This window comes from Devosia sp. Root413D1, assembly GCF_001425235.1.
In the GTDB taxonomy this organism is placed as follows: domain Bacteria; phylum Pseudomonadota; class Alphaproteobacteria; order Rhizobiales; family Devosiaceae; genus Devosia_A.
The window spans coordinates 260,340-286,371 of record NZ_LMEA01000009.1 but is presented as its reverse complement, the minus strand read 5'-3'; the positions used below and the strand labels follow the sequence as shown (position 1 = coordinate 286,371).

Annotated in this window: 23 protein-coding genes; 14 read left to right on the top strand and 9 right to left on the bottom strand. The window is 64.7% G+C overall.

Annotation, left to right across the window (positions count from 1 at the left end; all coding sequences use genetic code 11):
* Positions 1-334: 334 nt before the first annotated feature.
* Positions 335-1,183, bottom strand: a complete 849-nt coding sequence (locus ASC89_RS13400) for an SH3 domain-containing protein (protein ID WP_055998561.1) — start codon at positions 1,181-1,183, stop codon at positions 335-337.
* A gap of 201 nt (positions 1,184-1,384) precedes the next feature.
* On the bottom strand, positions 1,385-2,359 hold the full coding sequence (locus ASC89_RS13395) for an NAD(P)-dependent alcohol dehydrogenase (protein WP_055998559.1): 975 nt from the start codon (positions 2,357-2,359) through the stop codon (positions 1,385-1,387).
* 171 nt (positions 2,360-2,530) lie between these two features.
* Between ASC89_RS13395 and polA the strand changes: the two genes are divergently transcribed.
* Positions 2,531-5,446, top strand: coding sequence for a DNA polymerase I (gene polA, locus ASC89_RS13390; protein ID WP_055998557.1), 2,916 nt, complete (start codon positions 2,531-2,533; stop codon positions 5,444-5,446).
* Positions 5,447-5,674: 228 nt separating this feature from the next.
* Here polA and ASC89_RS13385 read toward each other — a convergent pair whose 3' ends face one another.
* Positions 5,675-6,010, bottom strand: coding sequence for a TfoX/Sxy family protein (locus tag ASC89_RS13385; protein ID WP_055998555.1), 336 nt, complete (start codon positions 6,008-6,010; stop codon positions 5,675-5,677).
* A gap of 91 nt (positions 6,011-6,101) precedes the next feature.
* On the bottom strand, positions 6,102-7,868 hold the full coding sequence (locus tag ASC89_RS13380) for an AIPR family protein (RefSeq protein WP_055998553.1): 1,767 nt from the start codon (positions 7,866-7,868) through the stop codon (positions 6,102-6,104).
* A 152-nt stretch (positions 7,869-8,020) separates the two neighbouring features.
* On the opposite strand from ASC89_RS13380, the gene ASC89_RS13375 reads away from it, so the two are divergent.
* A complete protein-coding gene (locus ASC89_RS13375; RefSeq protein WP_055876270.1) occupies positions 8,021-8,281 on the top strand; it encodes a DUF2171 domain-containing protein in 261 nt (86 codons plus the stop codon).
* A 380-nt stretch (positions 8,282-8,661) separates the two neighbouring features.
* The gene (locus ASC89_RS13370; protein ID WP_055998551.1) at positions 8,662-9,342 is read left to right on the top strand and encodes an outer membrane protein; all 681 of its coding nucleotides are present in this window, start codon (positions 8,662-8,664) and stop codon (positions 9,340-9,342) included.
* 82 nt (positions 9,343-9,424) lie between these two features.
* On the opposite strand, the gene ASC89_RS13365 is transcribed toward ASC89_RS13370, so the two are convergent.
* On the bottom strand, positions 9,425-9,796 hold the full coding sequence (locus tag ASC89_RS13365; RefSeq protein WP_055998549.1) for a GFA family protein: 372 nt from the start codon (positions 9,794-9,796) through the stop codon (positions 9,425-9,427).
* 245 nt (positions 9,797-10,041) lie between these two features.
* Positions 10,042-10,911, bottom strand: coding sequence for an alpha/beta fold hydrolase (locus tag ASC89_RS13360; protein ID WP_055998547.1), 870 nt, complete (start codon positions 10,909-10,911; stop codon positions 10,042-10,044).
* Positions 10,912-11,063: 152 nt separating this feature from the next.
* On the opposite strand from ASC89_RS13360, the gene ASC89_RS13355 reads away from it, so the two are divergent.
* The gene (locus ASC89_RS13355) at positions 11,064-11,471 is read left to right on the top strand and encodes a DUF1810 domain-containing protein (RefSeq protein ID WP_055998545.1); all 408 of its coding nucleotides are present in this window, start codon (positions 11,064-11,066) and stop codon (positions 11,469-11,471) included.
* 152 nt (positions 11,472-11,623) lie between these two features.
* Here ASC89_RS13355 and ASC89_RS13350 read toward each other — a convergent pair whose 3' ends face one another.
* The gene (locus ASC89_RS13350) at positions 11,624-12,232 is read right to left on the bottom strand and encodes a DnaJ domain-containing protein (RefSeq protein WP_055876256.1); all 609 of its coding nucleotides are present in this window, start codon (positions 12,230-12,232) and stop codon (positions 11,624-11,626) included.
* 80 nt (positions 12,233-12,312) lie between these two features.
* On the opposite strand from ASC89_RS13350, the gene ASC89_RS13345 reads away from it, so the two are divergent.
* Together ASC89_RS13345 and ASC89_RS13340 are read left to right on the top strand one after the other, a co-directional pair.
* A complete protein-coding gene (locus ASC89_RS13345; protein ID WP_055998543.1) occupies positions 12,313-12,996 on the top strand; it encodes an HAD family phosphatase in 684 nt (227 codons plus the stop codon).
* Positions 12,997-13,347: 351 nt separating this feature from the next.
* Positions 13,348-14,181: a cell wall hydrolase gene (locus ASC89_RS13340; protein WP_055876251.1), complete on the top strand. Its 834-nt coding sequence runs from the start codon at positions 13,348-13,350 to the stop codon at positions 14,179-14,181.
* A gap of 404 nt (positions 14,182-14,585) precedes the next feature.
* On the opposite strand, the gene pckA is transcribed toward ASC89_RS13340, so the two are convergent.
* Positions 14,586-16,148 (bottom strand): phosphoenolpyruvate carboxykinase (ATP), encoded by a 1,563-nt coding sequence (gene pckA / locus ASC89_RS13335; RefSeq protein WP_055998541.1) that lies wholly within the window; start codon positions 16,146-16,148, stop codon positions 14,586-14,588.
* 227 nt (positions 16,149-16,375) lie between these two features.
* Between pckA and ASC89_RS13330 the strand changes: the two genes are divergently transcribed.
* From ASC89_RS13330 to ASC89_RS13315, 4 genes are all read left to right on the top strand, one after another.
* Positions 16,376-17,095: a response regulator transcription factor gene (locus ASC89_RS13330; RefSeq protein ID WP_055876245.1), complete on the top strand. Its 720-nt coding sequence runs from the start codon at positions 16,376-16,378 to the stop codon at positions 17,093-17,095.
* Positions 17,096-17,163: 68 nt separating this feature from the next.
* On the top strand, positions 17,164-18,897 hold the full coding sequence (locus ASC89_RS13325) for a sensor histidine kinase (RefSeq protein WP_082533387.1): 1,734 nt from the start codon (positions 17,164-17,166) through the stop codon (positions 18,895-18,897).
* A complete protein-coding gene (locus tag ASC89_RS13320) occupies positions 18,894-19,379 on the top strand; it encodes an HPr kinase/phosphorylase (RefSeq protein WP_055998537.1) in 486 nt (161 codons plus the stop codon). The genes ASC89_RS13325 and ASC89_RS13320 overlap by 4 nt, the downstream gene beginning before the upstream one ends.
* Before the next feature lie 85 nt (positions 19,380-19,464).
* On the top strand, positions 19,465-19,863 hold the full coding sequence (locus ASC89_RS13315) for a PTS sugar transporter subunit IIA (protein ID WP_055876237.1): 399 nt from the start codon (positions 19,465-19,467) through the stop codon (positions 19,861-19,863).
* 79 nt (positions 19,864-19,942) lie between these two features.
* Here ASC89_RS13315 and ASC89_RS13310 read toward each other — a convergent pair whose 3' ends face one another.
* The gene (locus tag ASC89_RS13310; protein ID WP_244488461.1) at positions 19,943-20,641 is read right to left on the bottom strand and encodes a phosphodiester glycosidase family protein; all 699 of its coding nucleotides are present in this window, start codon (positions 20,639-20,641) and stop codon (positions 19,943-19,945) included.
* 383 nt (positions 20,642-21,024) lie between these two features.
* Here ASC89_RS13310 and ASC89_RS13305 point away from each other — a divergent pair, with 383 nt between their 5' ends.
* The 4 genes from ASC89_RS13305 to ASC89_RS13290 all read left to right on the top strand — a co-directional run bounded on the left by ASC89_RS13305 (position 21,025) and on the right by ASC89_RS13290 (position 25,888).
* The gene (locus tag ASC89_RS13305) at positions 21,025-21,339 is read left to right on the top strand and encodes an HPr family phosphocarrier protein (RefSeq protein ID WP_055876232.1); all 315 of its coding nucleotides are present in this window, start codon (positions 21,025-21,027) and stop codon (positions 21,337-21,339) included.
* A gap of 176 nt (positions 21,340-21,515) precedes the next feature.
* Entirely contained in the window at positions 21,516-22,475 is a 960-nt protein-coding gene (gene accD, locus ASC89_RS13300) for an acetyl-CoA carboxylase, carboxyltransferase subunit beta (protein ID WP_055876230.1), read from the top strand.
* A gap of 75 nt (positions 22,476-22,550) precedes the next feature.
* The gene (locus ASC89_RS13295) at positions 22,551-24,542 is read left to right on the top strand and encodes an SUMF1/EgtB/PvdO family nonheme iron enzyme (protein ID WP_055998533.1); all 1,992 of its coding nucleotides are present in this window, start codon (positions 22,551-22,553) and stop codon (positions 24,540-24,542) included.
* A gap of 23 nt (positions 24,543-24,565) precedes the next feature.
* Positions 24,566-25,888, top strand: coding sequence for a folylpolyglutamate synthase/dihydrofolate synthase family protein (locus ASC89_RS13290; RefSeq protein WP_055998531.1), 1,323 nt, complete (start codon positions 24,566-24,568; stop codon positions 25,886-25,888).
* Positions 25,889-26,032: the final 144 nt, after the last annotated feature.

The following is a 26,032-nucleotide window of genomic DNA, read 5'->3' as shown; positions in this document are numbered from 1 at the left end:
AAGTTGGGGAAGGGCTCCTTTCTCGATGAACATGACTCGGGGCATTGCGATCTCCATGGGAGGGCTGTGAAGGACGCGGAATTAATCACGGGCGGAAGCGGCGGGCAACCCCGGCCGGCGCGGGCACCGGTTTGCCTTCTCCCCTTGTGGGAGAAGGTGGCGCGCAGCGCCGGATGAGGGGTCCGCGCAACGAAGTGTAGCGCGCTCGGAGCGTAAGCGACGAGCGACGGTGTACGCGGAGAGAACCCCTCATCCGGCCTTCGGCCACCTTCTCCCACAGGGGGAGAAGGCACTCGCTGCCGACGACGGCGCGGCGCCGCGTGCCCTCTGGCTGCTAGTTCAGGTAATCCTTATAGACCCAGCCGGTGCGGCCCTGGTCGTCGGTGATCTTCAGCCAGCCGCGCCGGTTTTCGCTCACCGTCACCTTCTCGCCGCCGGCGAGGCCGAACACCCGGCCGTTCGACTTGCCCGGGCCGGAGCGGACATTGACGCCGGAGCCGGCAACGGTGCGGGAATCGCCGGAGGCGGCCGCTTCCTGTTTGGCGGGTGCGGGTTCTGGCTTGGCTTCCGGCTCGGCGGCAGGCTGTTCCTTTGCCGGTTCCGGCTCGGGTTCGGCAATCGGCTCGGGCTCAGACTTCGCCACTTCAGCGAGCTTCCGCTCAGCCTCGGCCTTGACGGTCGCGGCGGTCTCGGTGGGCGCTTCGGCGAAGGCCGCCACATCGAGCGGCGTCGGGCGCTCCAGCGGCTTCGTGGTATCGCCGGCAACGGCGTCCACCGCCTCGACAGCGGTCTCGTCCTGCACTGGCGGGCCGGCGCCATCGCCCTCGGCATAAGTCTCGGGGTCGGCGGCAGCGTTGGCGGCGGCGCCGGCGAGCCAGCCCTCGTCATCGGAAGCGAGCGCCACGAAGGTATCGCCGATCATCGCGTCGACCCGCTGCGCCCGCTTGACGCCCTCCGGCACCTCCGGCGCAGTGGTCATCGCCACGGTCGATGCGACAGGGGCCGCGGGAGCCGTCGCAACGGGTGCGACAGGGGCCGGGCCGAGCGAGGCCTCGGCCGCGACGGGCACGGGTGCCACGCTGGTGGCGGCCACGGGCGCCTTGCGGGCAAAGCACTGGTCCAATCCACCGCACTGCAAGCCGAGCAGCACTGCGCCGATCGCGCCAATGCCAAGCACTGCCATTGCCGGCGCACCGACACGGACCAGAAGTTGCTGAGTTGTCGCCCTTCGCCGACGCGCCGAGTGACGCGAAAGCTCGTCGAATGCCCCGTTCATGGCCCTTACAATGATTAACAAGCTTGTGGAAAGTCTGTCCCGAAAGCGACGCAAATCGGGCAATGGCTTGACGGACTCTGGATTGCCACGATCTGCGGGGCGAAGCATCTATCCTGCCAGCTGCAGCACGACACTGCCGCGCTTGCGTCCGGTATCGACGTGACGATGCGCCTCAACCACCTGATCGAGCTGATGAATCCGGTCGATGACTGGCCGCAATGCGCCGGCCTTGGCGAGCTCGATCTCGAAGGCGACATCCTCCGGCCTGGGCTTGAAGCTGATCGGGATCACCCGCTTGCCGCTGCGCCGGCTGTTTTTGCCGGCGCCGAGCATGCCCTTCAGGTCAACGATCACCAGCAGCAGCGTCCCGCCGGGTTTCAGCGCGGGCTCGGCCCGCTCGAACGGCGCATTACCGACGCACTCGAAGATCACGTCGTACTGCTTGCCGTTCTTCGTGAAATCCTCGGCCTTGTAGTCGATCACGTAGTCGGCGCCGAGCGAGCGCACCAGCTCGGCATTGCCGGCGCTGGTCACCGCCGTGACCACGGCGCCGAAGTGTTTCGCCACCTGCACGGCCGAGGTGCCGACGGCGCCGGAAGCGCCGTTGACCAGCACCTCGTCGCCGGGCCTGATCGGGCATTGCCGGATGCACTCGGCGACAGTGTGGCCGCCGAACACCAGCGCCACGGCATCCTCGAAGCTCCAGCCCTCGGGCTTGAGCACCATCGCCTCGGTTTGCTTGAGCGTGACATATTCCGCATGGCCGCCGAACTTCATGCCGGTGAGGCCCACCACCGCGTCGCCCGGCTTGAAGCGCGTCACGCCGGCGCCCACCGCCTCGATCACGCCGGCGAAATCCATGCCGAGGATTTTCTTGCGCGGTGCAAAGATGCCGATGGTCAGCGGGCCGAAGAATTCGAGCCCCTTGGGCAGGTCGCGGGTCCGCATGCGGTAGTCGCCGACACTCACCGTCGAGGCATGGACGCGCACCAGCACCTCGTCGGCCTGCGGCGCCGGTTTGGGCAACTCCTCAACCCGCACCACGTCCGGCCCGCCGAACGACCGATAGACAGCTGCCCGCATCGTTATCTCCCCCTCCCGGCCCGACCGGTAGCCTAGACATGGTGCGCGTCAGGGCGATTACAATCGGGAGCAGCTGCAGCGGCGCCGGACTGCTCCGTGTCAGCCTTCGTCAGGGTTCATCCCCAGCGGCTTCTCGGCTAAGGTCCGGCCCCGACCATCCGGAATCGTTTCATGCATCTCGTTCTCGTCGACGGCTCAGGCTTCATCTTTCGGGCCTTCCATGCCCTGCCGCAGCTTACCCGCAAGAGCGACAAGCTGCCGGTGGGCAGCGTGATCGGGTTCTGCAACATGATCTGGAAGCTCAGCGAGGATCTCTCGGGCGACGACGCGCCGACCCATATGGCGGTGATCTTCGACTATTCGTCGAAGACCTTTCGCGACGAGATCTACGCCGAATACAAGCAGCACCGGCCGCCGGCGCCGGAAGAGCTGGTGCCGCAGTTCCCGCTGACGCGCGCCGCGACCCGGGCTTACGGGCTGCCGTCGATCGAGATGGAAGGCTATGAGGCCGACGACATCATCGCCACCTACACCGCGCTCGCCAAGGATGTCGGCGGCAAGGTGACGATCGTTTCGTCCGACAAGGACCTGATGCAGCTGGTGGAGCCGGATGGCTCGGTGCGGCTGCTCGACACCATTCCGCGCCCCGGCCAGCCGCCGCTGCGCTGGATCGGCTCGGACGAGGTGTTCGCCAAGTTCGGCGTCGGGCCGGATAAGGTGATCGAGGTGCAGGCGCTCTGCGGTGACGCGGTCGACAATGTGCCGGGCGTTCCCGGCATCGGGGTGAAAACTGCCGCCGAGCTGATCAACACCTTTGGCGATATCGAGACGCTCTTGAGCCGCACCGCCGAGATCAAGCAGCCGAAGCGTCGCGAGGCCTTGGAGACCAATGCCGAGCTGGCCCGCATTTCGAAGCGCCTGGTGACGCTCAACCGCGAGACGCCGGTGGAGCTGCCGCTCGAGGACCTGGTGCGCCAGCCGGTGGAGCCGGCAAAGCTGTTCCCGTTCCTTAAGGCGATGGAATTCTTCGCCATCTCGAAGCGCCTGGGTACCCTGCTCGATGCCGACCCCGAGGCGTGGCCGGCCGATCCGGAACTGGCGGCCAAGCCCGCCGAGCCGGTGGGCTTTGACAACAATGCCCGGGCCGAGGCGCGCGCGGCGCGGCAATCGGCCGAGGGCCGGGCGGATTCCGCCCCGGTGCTGCATGCCAAGCTCGAGCACGAAAAGATCAAGGCGATCCCGCTCGATCATTCGAAATACGAGATCATCCGCGACGCGGCGCACCTGCAACGCTGGATCGATGCGGCCTATGCCGAGGGGATCGTTGCCACCGACACCGAAACCACCGGGCTCGACAACCAGACCGCCGATCTCGTCGGCATCTCGTTCTCGACCGCGCCGGGCAATGGCGCCTACCTGCCGCTCGGCCACACCGAGGGGCACGGCGACCTGCTGGGCGGCGGCATGGCCGAGGGGCAGATGGACCTCCGGGCGGCGCTCGAGCAGATCAAGCCGCTGTTCGCCGATCGCTCGATCCTCAAAATCTTCCACAACGTCAAATACGATCTCGGCATCCTCGCCCGCTACGGCATCGAGGTGCGCTCGTTCGACGACAATCTGCTGCTCAGCTATTCGCTCGATGGCCCGCAGTTCAACACCATGGGCGAGCTTTCCGATCACTGGCTGGGTCTCGCCGGCATGTCGATCAAGGAGCTGCTCGGCAGCGGCAAGACGCAGAAGACTTTTGCGCAGGTGCCGATCGCCGACGCAGCAAAGTATGCCGCCGAGGATGCCGACCTGACCTTCCGGTTGTGGAAGGTGCTGAAGCCGCGGCTGGTGGCCGAGAACATGACCACGCTCTACGAGACCATCGAGCGGCCGCTGGCGCCGGTGCTGGCGCGCATGGAAGGCCGCGGCATCACCGTCGACCGGCAGATCCTCTCGCGCCTCTCCGGTGATTTCGCGCAAAGGGCCGCTGCCCTCGAGGCCGAGGCCTATGAGCTCGCCGGCTCCAACTTCAACCTGGGTTCGCCCAAACAACTGGGCGAGATCCTGTTCGACCGGATGGGCTTGCCTGGTGGCACCAAGACCAAGACCGGCGCCTGGTCGACCGGCGCCGACGTGCTCGAAGACCTCGCGACGCAGGGCATCCCGCTCGCCCGCACCATCGTCGACTGGCGCCAGCTGACCAAGCTGATGGGCACCTATACCGATGCGCTGCCGAGCTACATCAACCAGCGTACGGGCCGGGTCCACACCACCTATTCGCAGCATTCGGTGCTGACCGGGCGGCTGAGCTCGAACGATCCGAACCTCCAAAACATCCCGGTGCGCACCGAAGATGGCCGGAAGATCCGCACCGCCTTCGTCGCGCCGGCGGGCAAGACCTTGATCAGTGCCGACTATTCGCAGATCGAGCTCCGCGTCCTTGCCCACATCGCCGATATCCAGGCGCTGAAGGATGCGTTCGAGGAGGGGCTCGACATTCACGCCATGACGGCGTCGGAGATGTTCGGCGTGCCGGTCGAGGGCATGCCCTCGGAAGTGCGGCGCCGCGCCAAGGCGATCAATTTCGGCATCATCTACGGCATCTCGGCTTTCGGCCTCGCCAACCAGCTCGGCATCGAGCGCTCGGAAGCCGGGGAGTACATCAAGACCTACTTCGCCCGCTTCCCCGGCATCCAGGATTACATGGCCGAGCAGCGCCGCAAGGTGAAGGCCGACGGCTATGTTGAGACGATTTTCGGGCGCAAGGTGAACTTCCCCAACGCCAACAGCTCACACCCGGCCGAGCGCAGCTTCGTCGAACGCGCCTCGATCAACGCCCCGATCCAGGGTTCTGCCGCCGACATCATCCGCCGCGCCATGATCCGCATGGAACCAGCGCTGAAAGCCGCCGGCTCAGATGCGCAGATGCTGCTGCAGGTGCACGACGAACTGATCTTCGAGGTGGACGAAGGCAAGGAAGACGGCGTGATCCCGGTGATCGTCAAGACAATGGAAAACGCGTCGGAGCCGGCAGTGCGGCTGACCGTGCCGATCAAGGTGGACGCGCACGCGGCGAGGGATTGGGACGGGGCGCATTAGCGCGCACCGGGCTATCAGTCAGGACACCCTCCCCCTCGCGGGGAGGGTAGCGCAGCTTGGGAGCAACGCGACCTAGCGCAGCTTGGGTGGGGGGCGAGGCGGGCTCAGTGCCTGACCGCCGGCCACCAGCGTACCGCACACCCCTCCCCATCCCTCCCCGTCAAGGGGAGGGTGCCGATCGAGCCAGGGTCGACCGCCTGAGCACCAGCCGCAGCTGCCCTACAGCGATCAGCCCTTCTTCTTCACCTTGGGCTTCGGCATCGGCAGCGCCACAGTGGTCACCCGCACCAGCTCGGCCATCCACTCCGCATCGTCCCAGCGCTCGCCGTCAATCCGAAAGCTCGGCCTGGCGCCGCTGTAAGCCGGCTGCTCATCCACCGCCTCGCCGAGAAACGCCCGCCCCTCCGACGTCGGCTTCAAAAAGAACTGGTCGTCACAGACGAGCGCAACGATCTTACCGTCGTAGTAGAGCCCGTACTCGCCGAACATCTTACGCGCGGAAACGGAGCCGGCCGAGGCGAGCTGTTCGAGGAGGTAGTCGACGGTGGAGAGTTGGGTGGACATGGCTGCAACCCTATGTTCTCGCACCAGTCTGGATCGCGCTGTGGCCGTGGTCAGCTAAGCGGGTCACACATCGCATCAAACGGCACTGCGGCTATTCCGAAGCAAACTCGGCCGCCAGCCGTTCCTTGAATGTGGCGGCAAACGTTTCAGATCGTATCGCATCTCGGATACGCTCCTGAGTGGTGACGCCAGTTTCGGTGAGACGTTGCTCCATGATCGCGACGATGCGATTGATCAACGCTTTCATGTCATCTTCATCGCGGCAAACTCGGATCATTTCTTCCGCTACTCCGACGATCTTGTTCTTCTTCATTCCAAACACATCGGTTGAGTCCGTAACACTCATCCCGATGCCCGACAGGATGTAATATCTGAACGTCTTGTAGCTGTTGGGCAACTTCTGATTTCGCCATAGAAACTCGAGTCTATAGTACATATACGCTACAGCGTGATACACTCGCACATCGTGGTCATCCAAGAAGATGGATTTATCGTACTCCGACAATATGCCTCGATAGTCTCTGGCGGCTCGTTGCGGCTGGAACAACAGGCCGGCAGCAACGGCCTTCATCAAGACCGATGGCTGCATGACACGCGTTCTCTCGACGTCTTGATTCCTGTACTGATTGTCCCGACGCTCAAAATAGATGATCTCTTCATCGTCCAAATTTCGGCAATATTCTTCGAAACTTTTCATGAATGGCCGAAGCGCCCAGAATTGTTCGTCGCGAACAGGGTTCTGTCGATTTGTTCCGACAATGATTGACGAAACAAATTCGTCATCCCTCGAGCCAATCAGGCGAAACGGAACCTGAATTTGCGTTGCCAGGAGAGGATTGCCCGGCTCCCCTCCAGACCCGTGCACCAGATCAAATATGATATTACTTGTCTGACAACCATTAACAATCTGAAAGTCTTCGAGCCTGAATCTATCTCCTGTTCTGTCGATGCTCTTTGATACTACTGTAATTCCGTTGTTTCGAAAAACAAACTCCTCACCACCATCCGACGTAACGATACCTTTTATGCTCGTATTTATCTTTGACTTCGGATCGTAGTCACGGATGTTATCGAAAAATACAGCACGGTTGAGCCCTATGACGTTCCCGTCGGCATCCTTTACGGTACACAAATCCATAAGGTTGGCGGCGTCGATGTAACCAATGTAGGCCTCCTCGACGTGCTTATTGTCTGGCATGACAACGTTACGGGGAAAGTCGATCTCCACGTCAACGGCGCTCGTCGCTGCGCGATACCATTGCTGCAATTCCCTCGCCCCAACGAACTCGATGGAAATGTTCTGTGGGTCGAAAATGTTCATCTCCTCAAGCTCGCTTCTGAAGGCCTTGCGCAACTTCTCGATGCGAGCTGGTGACTCATAGTTCCCTGTCGTCATGTAGTAGCAGCTAATCTTGGGGTTACGCTTTCCTACGCCCTGCTCGTAAATTGCGTTCATCGCATCGATGCAATCGTCAATTGCCAGGCTCTCCCCCTTCAGATCGCCGCTGAAGAAACCGGATACCGCATCGTAGAAGCGAGAGACGTCACCGTAGTCGTAGGCCGTTCCGGTTTTGGCTTGGAAAAACAAAAACTCAAGTGTTGGGTTGTTGATCGTCGCCAACTTTTCCTCGGCGTCTTGTCGGTTTCGCACCGCCTCGCCCTGGATGATAATCGAAACACCATCTAGACCAAACTCGTCTCCCGGAAGGTGCACTTCGTATGCGTCGATGCTCTCTCCCAGCAAACCTGTTACAACTGAGAAGATCGAGTAGATCTCGAACTGAGTGTCCTGACCCTCGCTCGTAATCGAGTTCGCTTTCGCAAACTCACGTAGTTGCGCACGAATTACCGGATTCACATCAACCTCTTTGTTGCGAGTAACATGAGAGACTCAGACGATCGCCACAATATATATGGACGACCGGTGACCGCTACCTCGATGTCACCTGTCACAGCATCCATCCCCGCCCCCATGCGTTCCCCCTGCTCCAGCAACCAAGGAGCAGTGTCATGTCGAACCTTTCGGGTATCCGCGAACATATGGAAGTCATCGGCGCCGATGGGGTGCATGTGGGGATTGTGGATCGGGTTGAGGGTGGGCGGATCAAGCTCACTAAGGCCGAGGCGCCGGGCGGTAGCCATGAGGGGCATCACCACTATGTGCCGGGCATCCTGGTGGCCGCCGTCGAGGGCGACAAAGTGAGGCTGTCGGCCGATGCGGCCAATGCCGAGCTGTTCGAGGAAGAAGAGGACGGCAAGACGCGGCACTGAGGTGATGCACCGGTCACCCTCCCCCTCGCGGGGAGGGTAGCGCAGCCGGGAGCGACGCGACCTGGCGAAGCTAGGGTGGGGGGCGACGCGCGCTGGATGGAACGGGGTTTCGCTCCGCAGCTACGGTCGCGATGCCAAGTACATCCCCTGATGGGAAGGGGCCCACGCACCAATCGAGCGTGCTTCGCCCCCCACCCTTGATCCCTCCCCGCGAGGGGGAGGGTGACGACTGCTACATCGAGCGCTGATCGTTCCGCGTGTCGTGATGCTTACGTTATCAAGCCTCCGCGAAACTGGAATTTCGCGCTCCCCGCGCTTCCGTTCGGGGCGCGGCTATGCCATTGGGATTGCATACTGATTATTCTTTGCGGTGGGCTCCAATGAACAAAACTGTGCTTCTGCTGGCTGCAGGCGCCTCGGCGCTGGCCATTTCCTCGGCCTCGGCGGCCGATCTCATCATCGATACCCCGGTTGAGGCCGGCGTGGTCCAGGCCAGCGGCAACTGGGATGGCGCCTTTATCGGCGTGTTCGGCGGTTATGGCTGGGCCGAGCTCGGCAGTGACATTGCGCCGCCCGGCGCGCAGTTCCCTGAGCCGGCGGGCTGGTTGCTTGGCGTCGCTGCCGGCGTCAATTTCACGCTGGATAACGGCATCGTGCTGGGCGTCGTCGGCGACATCGCCTGGGCCGACCTCACCGAGACGCTTACCCAGCCGGGGTTTGGCAGCCTCACCTCGACGGTCGACTGGCAAGGCTCGCTGCGCGGCCGGATCGGCTTCGACGGCGGTGCTTTCCTGCCTTACCTGACAGCGGGTCTGGCCGTCGCACACAACAGCGTCGAGGCTGTGCCGGTTTTGGGCCCCAGTTTTGGCGACGACGCCACCCATGTCGGTTGGACGGTGGGCGCCGGCGTCGAGTTCGCCGCCACCGAGGACCTGTCGGTCGACCTGGCCTATCGCTACAGCGATTATGGCGATGCCGACTACACCCTCGGCTTGGCGCCACCCAGCCCGCTCAACATCACTGCCCATCAGGTCACGGTCGGTCTTAACTGGGGCTTCTGACCTCGCGGTCGGCAGTAGCCGATCCGGACGGGTTAGAGACAGAAATTCAGCGGGCGGCTTCGGCCGCCCGTTGTCGTTTCGGCTACCAGAGGTTGCGGCCGTCGATGACGTTCACCGGCAGCGACTGCATCAGCTGGTAATCGTCGAGGATCTTGACGTTGATGGCCATTTTCTTTCGCTCCGGAACCGCGGTGTCCTCGAGCGAATAATCGGGGCTGACGCCGTAGGTGGTGCAGCCGCAGCGGGTGCAGAAGTGGTGCTCGTGCAGCGGGCTGACCGGGGAATAGACCGCACCATAGGTGTCCGAGAGGATGCGCGGGCCGCCGACATCGTAATAGGCCCAGAGGCCGCCCGATTTGGTGCACCAGGTGCAGGTGCATTGCGTCGCCTCGGTCGGCGCCTCGGGCAGCTCGATGCGGGTGCCGCCGCAGTAACAGGTGGCGATGGTGCTCATCGGGGGTCTCCTTGTCTGATGTGACAAGGTTTGCCTGGGGCATGCTGACAAAGGCTGTCAGCAGTGACGGTGACGACGGCCACGCGGGCGCAAATGTTGCGCCCTGGCCAGGGGCCGACGAAGCAACTGAGTGTGTTTCACCCCCCACCCTTGATCCCTCCCCGCGAGGGGGAGGGTGACGACTGCGGGATCGAGCAAAGAAGGCCGGCGGTTTCCCGCCGGCCTCACACTCATTCCGTCGTCGATCAGCCAGGGAAGCTCGGCTTGGCCGGGAGTTCCTGCTTCAGGAAGGCCGGGACCACGGCCTTCATGATTTCGACGTTGGCCGGGTTGAAGAAGACGTTGATGTGGCTGGTGCCGGGGAGGACCAGCAGCTGGGTCTTGGGCAGGCCGGCCATGTCGCCGTTGACGAGGCCACCGGCGGCCTGGTGGTGCTTCGAAATATAGTCGAGCCCGACGATATCGGCGTCACCGTAGATATAGAGCGAAGGCACGCTGATCTTGGCGAAATCAGCCGACCAGTCGAAAGTGTTGAGGTCGAGCTGCTTCAGCTTGTCGACCAGCAGCGGGAAATTCTCCGGGTGCGGGTTCAGGCGCTTGAACTCGCCTTCGAACGGGCTGCCGGCGAACATCTCCGGCGTGATCCCCTCGATCATCTTCATGAAATCGGGGCCCATGGTCTCCTCGTCATACTTGTAGCCGGCGGACGCGGCGACGATGCGGGTGACCTTTTCGGGGTGATCGATGGCGAAGCGGATGGCGACGCCGCCGCCCATCGAGAAGCCGAACAGCGCGGCCTTGTCGATCTTCAGTTCGTCGAGCAGCGCCGCCACGTCATCGGACATACCCTCATAGGTGATCGGGGTGTCGCGGTCGCTGGTGTGGCCGTGGCTCTGCAGCTCGACGGCGATCACCTTGTGGTCCTTGGCCAAGGTCGGGATCAGCCCGGCCCAGTTGCTGTCGACCGACATATAGGCACCGTGCAGCAACACCAGCGGTTCACCCTCGCCATGCACCTCGTAGTACATGTCGAGGCCGTTGATTTTGGCGGTTTCGGCCTGGGCAAAGCCGACAAAGCCGAGGGCAAAGGCGGCGGCAAGAAGGGCGGTCTTCATGGTCGTTTCTCCTGTTGTCGTCGGCGCGTCCCTCGCGCCTTCTGACTTCACGACGAGCGGCGAAATCGGGAATCGACATGGGTGATGAAAAAACTTCGGCCGGGGTCGGGAGTTCCAATCCGCGGGGGTTTGGCGCGTGCTAGGCTCGAGGCATGTTCGAGCATTTCGTCACGGCGCAGGAGCCGGTTTACGCCCAGGTGCTGGCCAAGCTCCGCGCCGGGCGGAAACAGACGCACTGGATGTGGTTCATCTTCCCGCAGCTCAAGGCGCTCGGCCGTAGCGCCACGGCTTTGCGCTTCGGCATTGCCGATCTCAAGGAGGCGCGAGCCTACCTGGCGCATCCGGTGCTGGGCGCGCGGCTGGTCGAATGTGCTGACATCGTCGGCGGGATTGCCGGGAAGACGGCGCATGAGATCTTCGGCTCGCCCGACGATGTGAAGCTCAGATCGTCAATGACGCTGTTCGCACATGCGGCGGAGGATGCGGCTCCGTTCCGGCGGGTGCTGGAGCGGTATTATGACGGGGTGGAGGATCCGCTAACCGCAGACCTGGTGAGATAAGCCCACCGCGCCCTACCCAAACTCGGTGTCATCCCAGCGAAAGCTGGGACCCAACTCGCAGCCCGCGCCGGCGGATAGATGGGTCCCAGCTTTCGCTGGGATGACATTCGGTGGGGTAGCTAGATCGGAGCCGCCACGGGGCGCAAAGCCCCTTACCCCTCAGCCTCCAGCGCTGCGATCAGTTCGATCTCGCTCTCGTAATTGCCCAGCTCCGCCAGCGCCGTTTCCAGCATGGCGACGCGGCGTTTGATGGTGCGGTGCTGTTCGGCCTTGGCGGCGACCTGGGCGTCGAGGCGTTCAGCGAAGATGTTGCGGTCTTCGTCGGTGCGGCGGATGCGGGCGCGTAGCGTCTGCAGGGCGCCGATCTCGGTGTCGGTGCGGGCCATGGAGAGCCGGGCATCGGCGAGGCCGGTCTGCACGGCGGCCGACATCTGGGCGATGAAATCGACATTCTCGAGCTTCAGCCGGGTGGCGATGGCGGTTTCGACCGCCGCATCGAACATGTCGGCGAGGATCGCCGCCACCTCGCGGCGATAGCTGGTCACGGCCTCGTCGTCGATAATGCCCGTCTCGTCGAACAGCCGGCGAGAGTCGGGATCGGAGAGCAGGCCAAAGGCGCGGACCACCACGACAAAGTGCTCGGGGTCGCCGCCCCGATCGGGGTGAGCGAGCTGCACCTTGCGGCGGTAAGCCTGCTTGATGTCGGCGGGGCGGGCGGCCTTGCTGACTTCAAGCACCTTATAGGGATCGAACACGGTCATCGCTGGGCTCATAGCAGGTCGTCGCCGGTGGTTGAAGCCAAGGGTAGCGGCGGGAGTGAAATCTGCCTATATCCCCCGACATGTCCCCGACCGTTCCGACCGCTCCGCTCCGCCCGTTCTCCGCCATTGTCTTCGATATGGATGGCACGCTGCTAGATACCGAGATGGTGTTCAAGCAGATCGTCTGGGATGTGAGCGGTGAGCTCGGCTTCGAGATGACCGAGACCGTGCACCACGCCATGGTCGGCTCCAGCCACGAGACCACCAACCGGCTGCTGGTCGAGGCCTATGGGGTCAGCTTTCCCTACACCATCTTCGACGAGAAGTGCCGGGTGCTGATGAAAGAGAAGATGAGCGAAGTGGTGCCGGTGAAGACCGGCGTGCACGAGCTGCTCGCCGAGCTCAAGGCGCGTCGCATCCCGGCGGCGGTCGCCACCTCATCACGGGCCCCGCACGCGCTGGGCCACCTTGGCGGCGCCGGGATCCTGTCGATGTTCGAGACGGTGGTGACGCGCGATGACGTCGTCAACCCCAAGCCGCATCCCGAGCCCTACCTGATGGCGGCAAAGCGGCTGGGGATCGACCCGAGCCTCTGCATTGCGGTGGAAGACTCGCATACCGGGGTGCGCGCCGCGCATGCGGCAGGGCTGCAGACCATCATGGTGCCCGACATCGTCGCCCCCTCGGACGAGATCAGCGCGCTCTGCGTCGCGGTGATGCACAGTCTCCATGATCTGAGGACTGCGGCGTTCGCCCAGGGCTGACCGGCCCCCAAGTCCAGCTGGAATCGCCAGGTTAATTCACGCCCTCGCAAGGGGCGTAAAAACTGTGTCGTTCGCGCAACGATTCGGATCGATTAACTTTTATCGATTGCCGCAACACCCCCTTACCCACCTCCAAAACTCAGTAAAATCAGGGCTTTCACCCCGGAGGGAGAGCCGTTAACCTCAAATTAGCAACCTAACATTCATGGTTAAGTAACTGTAAATTCTGGGTTCCATCGTCACCCAAGCTCGGCTACGTTCCGGGCAAGGGTAACTAGACAACTGGGGCTGCCTCGGGGGCGGCATCGGGGGAAGGTAGGCGGATTGCGAGCAGGGTCGATCGCACCAGCGATGCGTGTTTTCACGCATGCATTGGCGTTCGCCGCAGCAGCACTGGTGCTGCTGGTGACCTTTGCTCCGTCGTCCGCTGAAGAACTCGTCGACGAGACGGTGGTTCCCGCCGCCATCACCCAGACGGTGGCGCTGAAGCGCGAGCAGTTCCAGACCAGTGCGCAGCCGCAGCTGACCAATGAGGTGCTGCAGGCCTATGTGGAGCGCCGCAAGCAACTCGACAATTTTGAAGGCTTTGATGTTCCGGCCCCGAAGGCGGAACTGACCGAAGCCATGCTGATGGGCTATATCGCCAAGCGGCAGAACCAGGCGCTCGACGCGATCGAGAGCGTCGATATCTCCGACAAGCCAGCGCTCACCTCAGCCGTGCTCTCCAGCTATGCCAAGGCCGATTTCGTGCCGACCACCAAGCGGGTGAAGCTGGCCGACGGCGAACGGCTCTGCCTCGCCCAGGCGATCTACCACGAAGCCCGTGGCGAAAGCCGCGAGGGCCAGCTGGCCGTCGCCAACGTCATCATCAACCGGGCGATGAGCAAGAAGTATCCCTCGACCATTTGCGGCGTGGTGTTCCAGAACGCCGACAAGGGCCGCTACAAGTGCCAGTTCACCTTCGCCTGCGACGGTCGTTCGGATCTGGGTCGCGAGCGCTCGGCCTGGAACCGGTCGATCAAGCTGGCAGAAGACGCGTTCTACGAATTCCAGCGCGGCGAGCGCCCGGGCGTGGTGCCGGCCTCGGTACTGTTCTACCACACGACGGCAGTGGCGCCGAAATGGTCCCACACCTTCAACCGCGTCGCCGCCATCGGCTCGCACGTCTTCTACTCGACAAACTGAGACCTAGCAGTCACCGGATGAATGGGCCCTGAACGGGGCCTTTTTCATTTTCGGGGGAGGTGCTCAGCTGTCGGGAGGTCCGGTGGCTCCGCATCCCCTCTCTTGCGATTTCTAAGGCTTAGCCAAGAAGCTAAGCCCAAGAAATCGCTTTCTCCCCCGCAAGGGGGGAGATGGCGGAGAGGCTCGTGCTAGGATGCCGGTAGCTCAGTTCGCAGACTAAGCAGCTTTCGCACCGTCAGCGCCTCACGCTCCCTCTCCCCCTCGGCGGGGGAGAAAGCGAAAACTTGGGCTTAGCGAAGCTAAGTCCTTAGTTTTCGCCAGAGAGGGGGTCGTGGGGAGCCACGTGCCCCCAGAAACAACAATCCCCGCTGACGCGGGGACTGTCACACTCAGCAATCGCGGCCCTACTCCGCCGCGACCGACACCGGCTCGAACTTCCGATAGTTCGTAGCAAACAAATCCTGCAGCTTGGCCGCTGCGGCATCATACGCCGCGACGTCGGCCCAGTTGGCGCGGGGGTCGAGCGCGCGGGGCGTGACGCCTTCGACGCGGAGCGGCACCTGCATGCCGAACAGCGGCTCGGTGCGCAGCTCGGCGCGTTCGAGCTCGCCCGCGAGCGCCGCGTCAAGCAGCCGGCGGGTGGTGGCGATGTCGATGCGCTTGCCGACGCCGTAGCCACCGCCGGTCCAGCCGGTGTTGAGCAGGTAGATGCGGGCGCCCGAGGCTTCCAGCCGCTGCTCGAGCAGGCGGCCATAGACGGTGGGATGGAGCGGCATGAACGGCGCGCCGAAGCAGGCCGAGAAGGTAGCGACCGGCTCGGTGACGCCGCGCTCGGTGCCGGCCACCTTGGCAGTGTAACCCGAGAGGAAATGGAACACCGCCTGCTCGGGGGTGAGCTTCGAAATCGGCGGCAAGACGCCGAATGCGTCGGCGGTGAGGAACACCACGGTGCGGGGCTTGCCGCCGACACCGCCCGGCGCCACCGCCGGCAGGGTTTCCAGCGGGTAGGCGGCGCGGGTGTTCTCGGTGAGCGAGATGTCGTCGTAGAGCGGCACCAGGTTGTCATCGAGCTTCAGATTCTCGAGCACGGTGCCGAAGCGTTGCGTCGCCGCGTGGATCTGCGGCTCGGCCGTCGCGCTGAGCTTCACCGTCTTGGCGTAGCAGCCACCCTCGAGGTTGAACACGCCATCGGCGGTCCAGCCATGCTCGTCGTCGCCGATCAAGAGGCGCTCGGGATCGTTCGACAGCGTGGTTTTGCCGGTACCCGAGAGGCCGAAGAACAAAGCCACATCGCCATCGCCGCCGATATTAGCCGAGCAGTGCATCGGCATGGTGCCGGCGAACGGGGCATGGAAATTGAACAGCGAGAACACCGATTTCTTGATCTCGCCGGCATAGGCGGTGCCGGCGATCAGCACCAGCTTTCGCGCCATATCGAGCGCGATCACCGTGCCGCTGCGGCTGCCATGGCGGGCCGGATCGGCGGTGAAGCTCGGGAGGTGGAGGATGGTGACGTCGGTGGCGCCGCCGACGCTTTCCGGTCGGATCAACAGGTTACGGATGAACAGCGCGTGCCAGGCGGTCTCGGTGATGACGCTGACCCGCAGCTGCTGCCGCTCGTCGGCGCCGGCGAGGAGGTGCTGGCCGTGCAGGGTGCGCTCGGCGGTGGCCGCAACCATGTCGGCGAGCAGCGTTTCGAACTGCTCAGGCGCCATCGGCTGGTTGTTGTCCCACCAGACCTGATGCTCGGTCATGGCATCGCGGACGATGAACTTGTCCTTCACCGAGCGGCCGGTGAACACCCCGGTGGAGACTGCCAGCGCCCCGCCGGCCGCCAGCCGCCCCTCGCCCTCGGCGAGCGCGGTTTCCACCAGCGTGGGGGGCAACTCGTCCCAACGGACATGAGCCAAAGCCCCGATCCGCGTTGCGAGCTCCAGGTGAATCTTGTCGTCGATACGCTGCGCCATGGCCGTTACCCTCGGTCTGGAATGACCATGAGTTACGGCCGTATAGGGCCCCTCGCCCATCGGGAAATCCGGCTTAAGACGGAAGTCCTGCGACTTCGGTTGAGTGCGGCATGCTGGCAATCATTGGCGACGCGCCTTATTTATGCGCAATTGTGGCAGTCAATGCTCGCCACAATTCGAGGCGCGATGCTGAATCGCGCAGCGAGAGTTGGATGAAAGGGAGCTCAATGCCCAAGATCGCACTGGTGGACGACGACCGCAATATTCTGACTTCGGTGTCACTGACGCTCGAAGCCGAAGGCTATCAGGTCGCCACCTATACCGATGGGGCTTCGGGCCTGGAAGGTCTGACCGCCGACCGGCCGGACCTCGCCATCCTCGATATCAAGATGCCGCGCATGGACGGTATGGAACTCTTACGCCGGCTGCGCCAGAAATCCGACGTGCCGGTGATCTTCCTCACCAGCAAGGACGAGGAAATCGACGAGTTGTTCGGGCTCAAGATGGGCGCCGACGATTTCATCACCAAGCCGTTCAGCCAGCGCCTCCTGGTCGAGCGGGTGAAATCGGTGCTGCGCCGCGCCGCGCCGCGCGACCCCGCTGCTGCCGGGGCAAATCCCGGCGCCGAGGCCGCGCCGAGCAAGGCGCTGATCGAGCGCGGCTCGCTGGTGATGGACGAAGAGCGCCACACCTGCACCTGGAAGGGCCAGCGGGTGACGCTGACCGTCACCGAGTTCCTGATCCTCCAGGCCCTGGCGCTGCGCCCCGGCGTGGTGAAATCGCGCAATGCGCTGATGGATGCGGCCTATGATGACCAGGTCTATGTCGATGATCGCACCATCGACAGCCACATCAAGCGGCTGCGCAAGAAGTTCAAAGCCGTTGACGACGATTTCGAGATGATCGAAACCCTCTACGGCGTAGGTTACCGCTTCAAGGAGCAGTAAGAGGACAATTGGCCGTCACCGAAGAGGAGCTGCCGGGTTCCAAGCCCGCATCCGCGGAGGTCGGCATCATGCCGAAGCTCAACCGGATCGCCGGGGCTGTCGGTACCGTCGTGCTCGCGGCGATCAAGCAGATCCAGCGCGCGCTGGCGCTTACGATCTTCTCGAGCCTGGCGCGCCGCATCATCGTCCTGAACCTTGCCGGCCTCGCCGTGCTGGTGATCGGCATATTGTTCCTCAACCAGTGGCGCACCGGGCTGATCGAGGCGCGGGTGCAGAGCCTCCGCGTGCAAGGCGAAATCATCGCCGCGGCGATCGCGGGCGACGCCACGGTGGACAGCGACGTCATCACCGTGAACCCCGACCGGCTGATCGAGCTGCAAGGCAGCGAGGTGGTCTCGCCGCTCAGCTTCTTTGATCCGAGCCTCGAATTCCCGGTTAATCCCGAGCGCGTGGCGCCGCTGCTCCGCAACCTCGTGACCCCGACCCGCACCCGAGCCCGCATCTACGACCAGCAGGGCCTGCTCATCCTCGACAGCGCCAACCTCTATGCGCGCGGCGAGGTGCTGCGGCAGATCACCAAGCCGCAGGACAATGGCAGCTTCTTCCTCAGCGACTGGTGGAACGCCTTTGTCGACTGGCTGCCGGGCGACGATTATCCGCAATACCAGGAGTTCGGCGCCGACGAGGGCACGCGCTACCCGGAAGTGGCGGCGGCGCTGGGCGGCGCGCCGACGGCGATCGTCCGCATCGACCCCAAGCGGCAGCTTGTGGTGTCGGTGGCGGTGCCGATCCAGCGGGTGCGCGCCAATGTCGGTGTGCTGCTGCTCTCCACCCAGCCCGGCGATATCGACCAGATCGCCAGCGCCGAGCGCTGGGGCATTCTGCGAATTGCGCTGGTTGCGGCCACGGTGACGGTGATCCTGTCGCTGCTGCTCGCCGGCACCATTGCCGGGCCGCTGCGCCGTCTCGCCGGCGCTGCCGAGCGGGTGCATTCGACGGTCAACAGCCGCACCGAAATTCCGGATTTTTCCGACCGTACCGACGAGGTGGGCCACCTCAGCAAAGCGCTGCGCTCGATGACCTCGGCGCTCTACAACCGCATCGAGGCGATCGAGCGGTTTGCCGCCGATGTGGCGCATGAGCTGAAGAACCCGCTGACTTCGCTGCGCTCGGCGGTCGAAACGCTGCCGCGCGCCAAACGCGCCGAGGATCGCGAGCGCCTCAACGCCATCATCCAGCACGATGTGCGCCGGCTCGACCGCTTGATCTCCGATATCTCGAACGCCAGCCGGCTCGATGCCGAGCTGGCGCGGCAGAGCGCCGAGCGGGTCGATATCGCGCAGCTGGCCGACGCCATGGTCTCCATCCAGAAGGACGTGGCGGCCAACCGCAAGGTCGATGTGGTGCTGGAAAAGCATGTCAGCCGCTACGTGCCGATCGCGCTCGGCCATGACAGCCGGCTGGCGCAGGTGATCAACAACCTGATCGACAATGCCGTGTCGTTCTCGCCCGAGGGCGGCAAGGTGCTGGTGGTGGTGCGCACCAGCGAAGACACCATCACCATCACGGTGACCGATGAGGGGCCGGGCATCCGCGGCGATATCAGCCGGATCTTCCAGCGCTTCTACACCGACCGACCGGACGGTGAGCATTTCGGCGATCATTCCGGCCTCGGCCTCGCCATTTCCAAGCAGATCGTCGAGGCGCATGGCGGCAGCATCGCCGCCGAGAACCGCTCCGACCGCAGCGGCGCGCTGTTCACCGTAAAGCTGAAGCGGGCGGCGGCCGAGAAGCGCCGGTGAGCGACAGCCTCAACATCCATGCCACAGGGCTGGTGCTCGGCGGCACCGGCCTGATCCTCCGTGGCCCATCGGGCTCGGGCAAATCGCTGCTGGCCCTCGACCTGCTCGAGCAATGGGAAGCGCGCGGCTTACCAGCGCTGCTGGTCTCGGACGACCGGGTGGTGATCGTTGCCGGCAACGGCGAGGTCAGCATGCGGCCGGCGCCGAATATCGAGGGGCTGATCGAGCTGCGCGGCCGCGGCATCGTCCGGCGACCGTTCGCCGCCGAGGCGCGGCTGCACCTCGTCATCGACCTGGTCGAAACGCTGGAGCGCATGCTCGAAGAGGATGCATTGGTCACTGAACTCGGCGGTGCCACCCTGCCCCGCGCCCCGGTTCCGCGGGCCGGGGTGATCGACGCGCGGCACCAGTTGCTGCTGATCCGCGAGGCGATCGCCGCCGTCAACGCCCCGCCTCCGGTGGCGCGACAAAAAACCACTTGAATCAGGGCCGCCCAAGGGCAAGACTCCCGGCTCCTCTGGGAAGCCTGTTGCCCGGCCGGAACCTGCGAGACTTTGGGGATACTGCATGATCGGCATGGTTCTGGTGACGCACGGGGCGCTCGCCGTAGAATTCAAATCCGCCCTCGAACATGTGGTTGGTCCGCAGGAGATGGTGGAGACCGTCGCCATCGGCCCCGATGACGACATGGAGGAGCGTCGCAACGACATCCTCAAATGTGTCGACGCCGCCGACCAGGGCCAGGGCGTGGTGATCCTCACCGACATGTTCGGCGGCACCCCGTCCAACCTCGCCATCTCGATCATGCAGCAGCGCGAAGTCGAAGTGATCGCCGGGGTGAACCTGCCCATGCTGGTCAAGCTCGCCCGGGTGCGCGCCGACCTCGAGATCAAGCAGGCGGTGAAGGAAGCCGCCGAGGCTGGGCGGAAATACATCAACGTCGCCAGCGAGACGCTGGGCGGGTAGGACAGCTACCGCCAAGGCTCGCAGTCGGCGTCCCTCTCCCGCTTGCGGGAGAGGGTGCGCCGACTGCGGGACCGGCTCTCTACCGCTGCAGCACCGCAACAATCGGCCCGGCAGCATGCCCCCCGCCCACCACCACGCCATCGTCATCGGCGAGCCCCGATACGAAGCCATCGAGGTAGAGGGCGTCGGGGCATGACAAGCCATCCCTGAACAGGCGGGCGAAGCGGCCGAAGCTCACCACGTCGAGCGAGATGGCGAACACCACCTTGCCATCGGCGCGGACACCGACGCCGTTGCGCACGTAGCGCGAGGTTCCGTTGTCGGAGAACTCCGGGTGGAGGGCGCCATCGATCACCAGCATCGGGCCCGATTGGGTGGCGTAGGCGAGATCCGGCGTGGCCACGAAGGCCTCGGTCGCCACCACCTGCGCCCGGTGGTCGGCGGTGACGAGGAAGACGCCATTGGGCTTCAGATAGAAGTTGCCCTCGCCATCTGCGGTAACGAGGGGGGCGAGCGTCCCGCCGGCTTCGACATAGAGCCCCTGCGGGCTGCGGTCGGGCAGGTACATGCCGCCGTTCATGGCAAAAACCACCGATGGGCCGTCGGCGGCAAAGCTCTCGAGCGACCCGTAGGGTTGGCCATCGGGCGTGTGCAGAAACAGCCGGATGTCCTGGAGCACGGGATCGACGGTGCAGGCGATGAACGCGTCACCCTCAAAGGTAACGGTTTCGCACAGGTCGGGCAGTGTCGGCGCGGCGACCGCGGGGAGACTTGCCAAGGCCAAAACCGCAAAGCACGCCAAGAGATGCACAAAACGCGCTCCCATGACCCTGTCCCCCGAAGCTCGATGATCTGCTTCTGCCACCTCCGATGCGGCACGTCACGCCTCCCCGTAGACACCGAGGCTCGCAGTCGGGACCCCCTCTCCCGCTTGCGGGGGAGGGGGACCACGCGAAAGCGTGGTGGGAGGGGGTGCCGCACACGCGGGCCTCAGCCCCAGCTGCGCACCCTGGTGCGTGGGGAACCATGAAGCTTCAGCGCGTGGGGCACCCCCCTCCCACCAGCCTTTCGGCTGGTCCCCCCTCCCCCGCAAGCGGGAGAGGGTGCGCCGACTGCAAGGATCGGCTTGGCGGCCAATTGGTTTTCCGGCATCCTAGCGGCATGGATACCGCAGCTGGTTCGGATCGGGCACTCGCGCAGCAATTGACCATCGTCAATCGCAAGGGCCTGCATGCGCGGGCTTCGGCCCGCTTCGTACGAACCGCCGAGTGCTTCGAGGCCGAGATCAAGGTGGTGCGCGACGGCCAGGCGGTGAACGGCAATTCGATCATGGGGCTGATGATGCTGGGCGCCGGCCCGGGCTCGACCATCCTCGTCCAGGCCACCGGCAAGCAGGCGCGCGAGGCGCTCGACGCCATCACCACGCTGGTCAATAACGGCTTCGACGAAGACTCGGACGGCGCCCCCGCCGCCTAGCCGGCTGCGGTATTCCCGCCGATAGGCAAGGCTACTCCTCGCCAAATCCCCCTTGCGCGGGGCCCTACCTGCCCTTAACCACGCCCGCTGAAGCTGATAATATCTGCCACAATCACCATATAGGCCGATGGCAGCGCCCGAATGGCGCGCACATGGACCGCGAACAGGCTTAGGCAATGAACTGGATCAACAACGTCGTCCGTCCCCGTATCCGCTCCTTCCTCAAGCCGAAGGATACCGGATCGGAGAATCTCTGGGTCAAGGATCCGGAGTCGGGCGAGATGGTGTTCTACCGCGACCTCGAAGCCAATATGTGGGTGGTGCCGAATTCCGGCTACCACATGAAGATCAAGGCCTCGGACCGGCTGGCCACCTTCCTCGACGAAGGCAAATACGACACGGTGCCGCTGCCGGCGGTGCCGCATGATCCGCTGAAATTCCGCGATAGTAAGCGCTATGCCGACCGCCTCAAGGAAAGCCGGCTGAAGACCGGCACCGAAGACGCCGTTACCGTCGGCACCGGCGAGCTGTTCGGCCAGCCGGTGACGGTGGGCGTACAGGATTTCGATTTCATGGGCGGCTCGCTCGGCATGGCCGCCGGTTCGGCCATCGTCACCGGGCTCGAAACCGCCGCCAGCAAGCACACCCCGTTCGTGCTGTTCGTCTCCTCGGGCGGCGCCCGCATGCAGGAAGGCGTCCTGTCGCTGATGCAGATGCCGCGCACCACCGTGGCGGTGCTGCGGCTGCGTGAAGCGGGCTTGCCGTTCATCGTGGTATTCACCAACCCCACCACTGGCGGCGTCACCGCGTCCTACGCCATGCTGGGCGATGTGCACCTCGCCGAACCCGGCGCGCTGATCGGCTTTGCCGGGCCGCGGGTCATCGAGCAAACCATCCGCGAGAAGCTGCCCAAGGGGTTCCAGCGCTCGGAGTATCTCTACGAGCACGGCATGATCGACATGGTGGTGCACCGGCACAACCTGCGCGAAACCATCGGCTCGCTGGTCGGCATCCTCACCAAGTCGCCGCAGCGCGAAGAGCTGAGCGAAACCGCCCCGGCGCGGCTGGCGACGCCGGTCGCCGCCAATGCCGGTGACGATCTCGTCGGCATGCCCGAGGCGGCGCACGCCGAATAGCCTGACCTCCTGCCTCTCTGCGGCAGCGGGGGGGCGGCCGGGTCGTCGTGCTCCCCTCTGGCTCAGAGAACCGCCTTGCCGTCTCCCGGTTTCAATCCGTACGTCCCTCGTCCCATCGACCTGCCTGCCGCGGTACCACTGCAGGCCGACGCCGACCTGTCGGCGATCGATGAAGCCAAGATCTTCGCCGCCCCGGACGACCCCGAGGACTGGCCGGCCTGGCGCGCCGCGCTGAACCGCTGGCGCGACGAGGCCCGCGCTCGCATCGGCTACGATGCCGCCCGCTACGCCGACACCAGCCGCGCCGCCCGCATCATGCACATGGTATGGTTGTGGGACGAGTGGCTCTACGACCATGCCAGCGGGCGCTTCACAGTCGACCGCTATGTCGAAGGGCTCGCCGAGCAGTTCGGCGGCTGCGACGGCGTCATGCTGTGGAACGCCTATCCGGTGCTCGGCATCGATCCGCGCAATCACTTTGCCTATTTTGAGGACGTACCCGAACTGCCCGAGGTGGTGGCGGCATTCCAGCGTCACGGCATCCGGGTGTACCTGACCTACTATCCGTGGGAGACCGGCGCTGGGGCCGAGGCCATCGACAGCGTCACCGCGCTGGTGAGCAAGCTTGGCGTCGATGGCGTGTTTCTCGATAGCTCCAAAGAGGGCAGCGCCAGGCTCCGCGTCGCCCTCGACGCCATCGATCCCGCGCTCACCGTCGAAGGCGAGTCCCGCGTGCCGCTGGCCCGCGTCGCCGACCAGTTGATGTCGTGGGGCCAGTGGTTCGCCGACTCCAAGATCCCCGGCGTGTTGCGCTCCAAGTGGTTCGAGCGCCGGCACGATATCCACCACGTCCGCCGCTGGAACCGCGATCATCTGGACGAACTGCACTCCGCCTGGCTCAACGGCACTGGCGTGCTGGTGTGGGAGGTGGTGTTCGGCGTCTGGGTCGGCTGGAACGCTCGCGACCGTGACCTGCTGCGCGCCATGCGGCGGCTCTATCGCAGCCACGCCGCCTGGTTCATCTCCGAAGACTGGGTGCCGCTCGCCGACCATCCGGGCGATGGCAAAGTGTATGCCTCACGCTGGGATCATCAGGGCCAGCCGCTATGGACGGTGGTCAACCGCGGCGAGGCCGTCGATGGCGTCTGGCTGGTGGTGGAGGGCGAGGTCGGCGCCGGCTTCGTCGACCTGGTCAGCGGCAAGGCCTTGACCGCAACCACCCTGCCCGATGGCCGGATCGGCATCGGCGGCGCCTTGCCGAGCGGCGGGATTGCGGCCGTCGCCCGTGCCTCGGGCGAACTTGAGCCGCAACCGCCCCTTGCCGCGTCGAGCTTCTTTCCCGCCCGCATGGCGCTGCCACTGGCCGGACCGAAGACCGAGGCGACGTCCACGCCTCGTGGCATGGTGGCGGTCACCGCGCCGGCGCAGGACCTCGTCGTCACCTATCGGCTGCGCGAGACCGGCCTCTATGGCGAAACACCGTTCATCGAGGAATGGAAGCCGCTGCCGCCGCGGCTGCACGAGATCGTCAGCCTCACCCGACCGGTGCCGGCACTGCACTTCGCCATCTCGCCCGCCGAGGTGACCAATGCCGAGTTCTACGCCTTCACCAACGCCACGGGCTATCGGCCAGCCCGGCCCGAGCGCTTCCTTGCCCATTGGCGTGACGGTCGCCCGGCGCCCGGCACCGAAACGCTGCCGGTGACGCATGTCGAACTGGCGGACGCGCGGGCCTATGCCCGGTGGGCCGGGCTGCGGCTCGCCACCGAGGACGAATGGCAGGTCGCCGCCGAACAAGGCAAGCTCGAGCGGCTCGCGCCGCTGGTCTGGAACCTCACCGAGAGCGAGCATTGCGACGGCCGCACCCGCTTCCACACCCTCAAGGGTGGCTGTGAGCTGCATCCGGTGGTGTCCGACTGGTATGTCGAGAGCGGCCTGCTGCCGCCACAGCGCTCGGTGAAGCTGCTGCAGCTCGGCGCCGGGCTCAACCGTTCGCCCGCGATCGGGTTCCGCTGCGCCATCGACCTGATCGGACAGGAGGTATCGGCAGGGTCTTTCGCCGCCTGAGGGCCTGATGCTAAAAGCGCGCCATGCTCCTGTTCGAGAATCTCGTTCCTGTGTCCCGCACCGACGCTATCCTCAAGCGGCTGCTCAAGCTGCATCCGAAGCTTATCGACCTTAAGCTCGATCGCGAGGTCCGTTTACTCGAGCGGATCGGCAACCCGCAGGATCACCTGCCGCCGGTGATCCATGTCGCCGGCACCAACGGCAAGGGCTCGACGCTCGCCTACCTGCGCGCCTTCCTCGAGGCCTCGGGCAAGAAGGTGCACGTAATGACCTCGCCGCACCTGGTGCGCTTCAACGAGCGCATCCGGCTGGCCGGCAAGCTCGTGTCATCGCGCAAGCTCAACCAGGCGCTGGAGTTCTGCGAACAGGCCAATGGCGGCGAGCCGATCACCTTTTTCGAGATCACCACGGCGGCGGCGCTGAAGCTGTTTTCGGAAGTGAAGGCGGATTACCTGCTGCTCGAAACCGGCATGGGCGGGCGGTTCGACGCCTCCAACGTGGTGGCGCGGCCGCTCGGCACCATCATCACCCCGGTCGACTACGACCATCAGAACTTCCTCGGCAACAGCCTCGACAAGATCGCCTGGGAGAAGGCCGGCATCCTGAAGCGCGGCGCCAAGGCGGTGTTCGGCCGGCAGCGCGATGAAGGCCGCGCCGTATTGGTACGTGAGGCAGCGCGGCTGGGCGTCACGCCGCTGATCGCCGGCGAGGATTTCGACGGCCGCGCCGAAGATGGCCGGCTGGTCTACCAGGACGAACAGGGCCTGCTCGACCTGCCGCCGCCGGCGCTGGCCGGCCCGCACCAGTTCGACAACGCGGCGCTGGCGATTGCCGCGACGCGGCATTTCGGCCTGCCGGTAAGCGATGCCGACATCGCAAGAGGGCTTCGTGAGGTGGTGTGGCCGGCTCGCCTGCAGCCGGTGCACGGCACGCTGCTGCAGATGCTGCCGCCGGGCTCCGAACTCTGGATCGATGGCGGGCACAATGCCCATGGCGCCGCGGCGCTGTCGCTGGCGCTCAAGGAAATCGAGGCTCGGCGGCCGCTGCCGCTGGTCCTGATCATGGGGCTGATGAACACCAGGAAGCCCGCCGACTTCCTCGCGCCGTTCGCCGGGATGGTCGAGCAGGTATTCGCCCTGACCATTCCGGGTGAGCCCAACGCGCACGCCGCCGCGACCATTGTGGAACAGGCGCGCGAAGGTGGCTTCGAGGCGGTGGAATCGAGCTCGATCCTCAACGCCCTCGCCGATGCCGCCAAGCTTGGGCAGCCCGCGCGCGTAGTGTTCGCCGGCTCGTTGTATCTCGCCGGGCACGTGCTGCATCAGAACGGCACGCCGCCGACTTGAGGTTTGTGCGTGGGGCCACCCCCACCCCAGCTCCGCTAAGGCTTCGCCTAGCTGCGCTACCCTCCCCACAAGGGGGAGGGAGGCGATAGCTGCACGTTTTCGGCTCCTGCGTCTCCCTCCCCCTTGTGGGGAGGGATCAAGGGT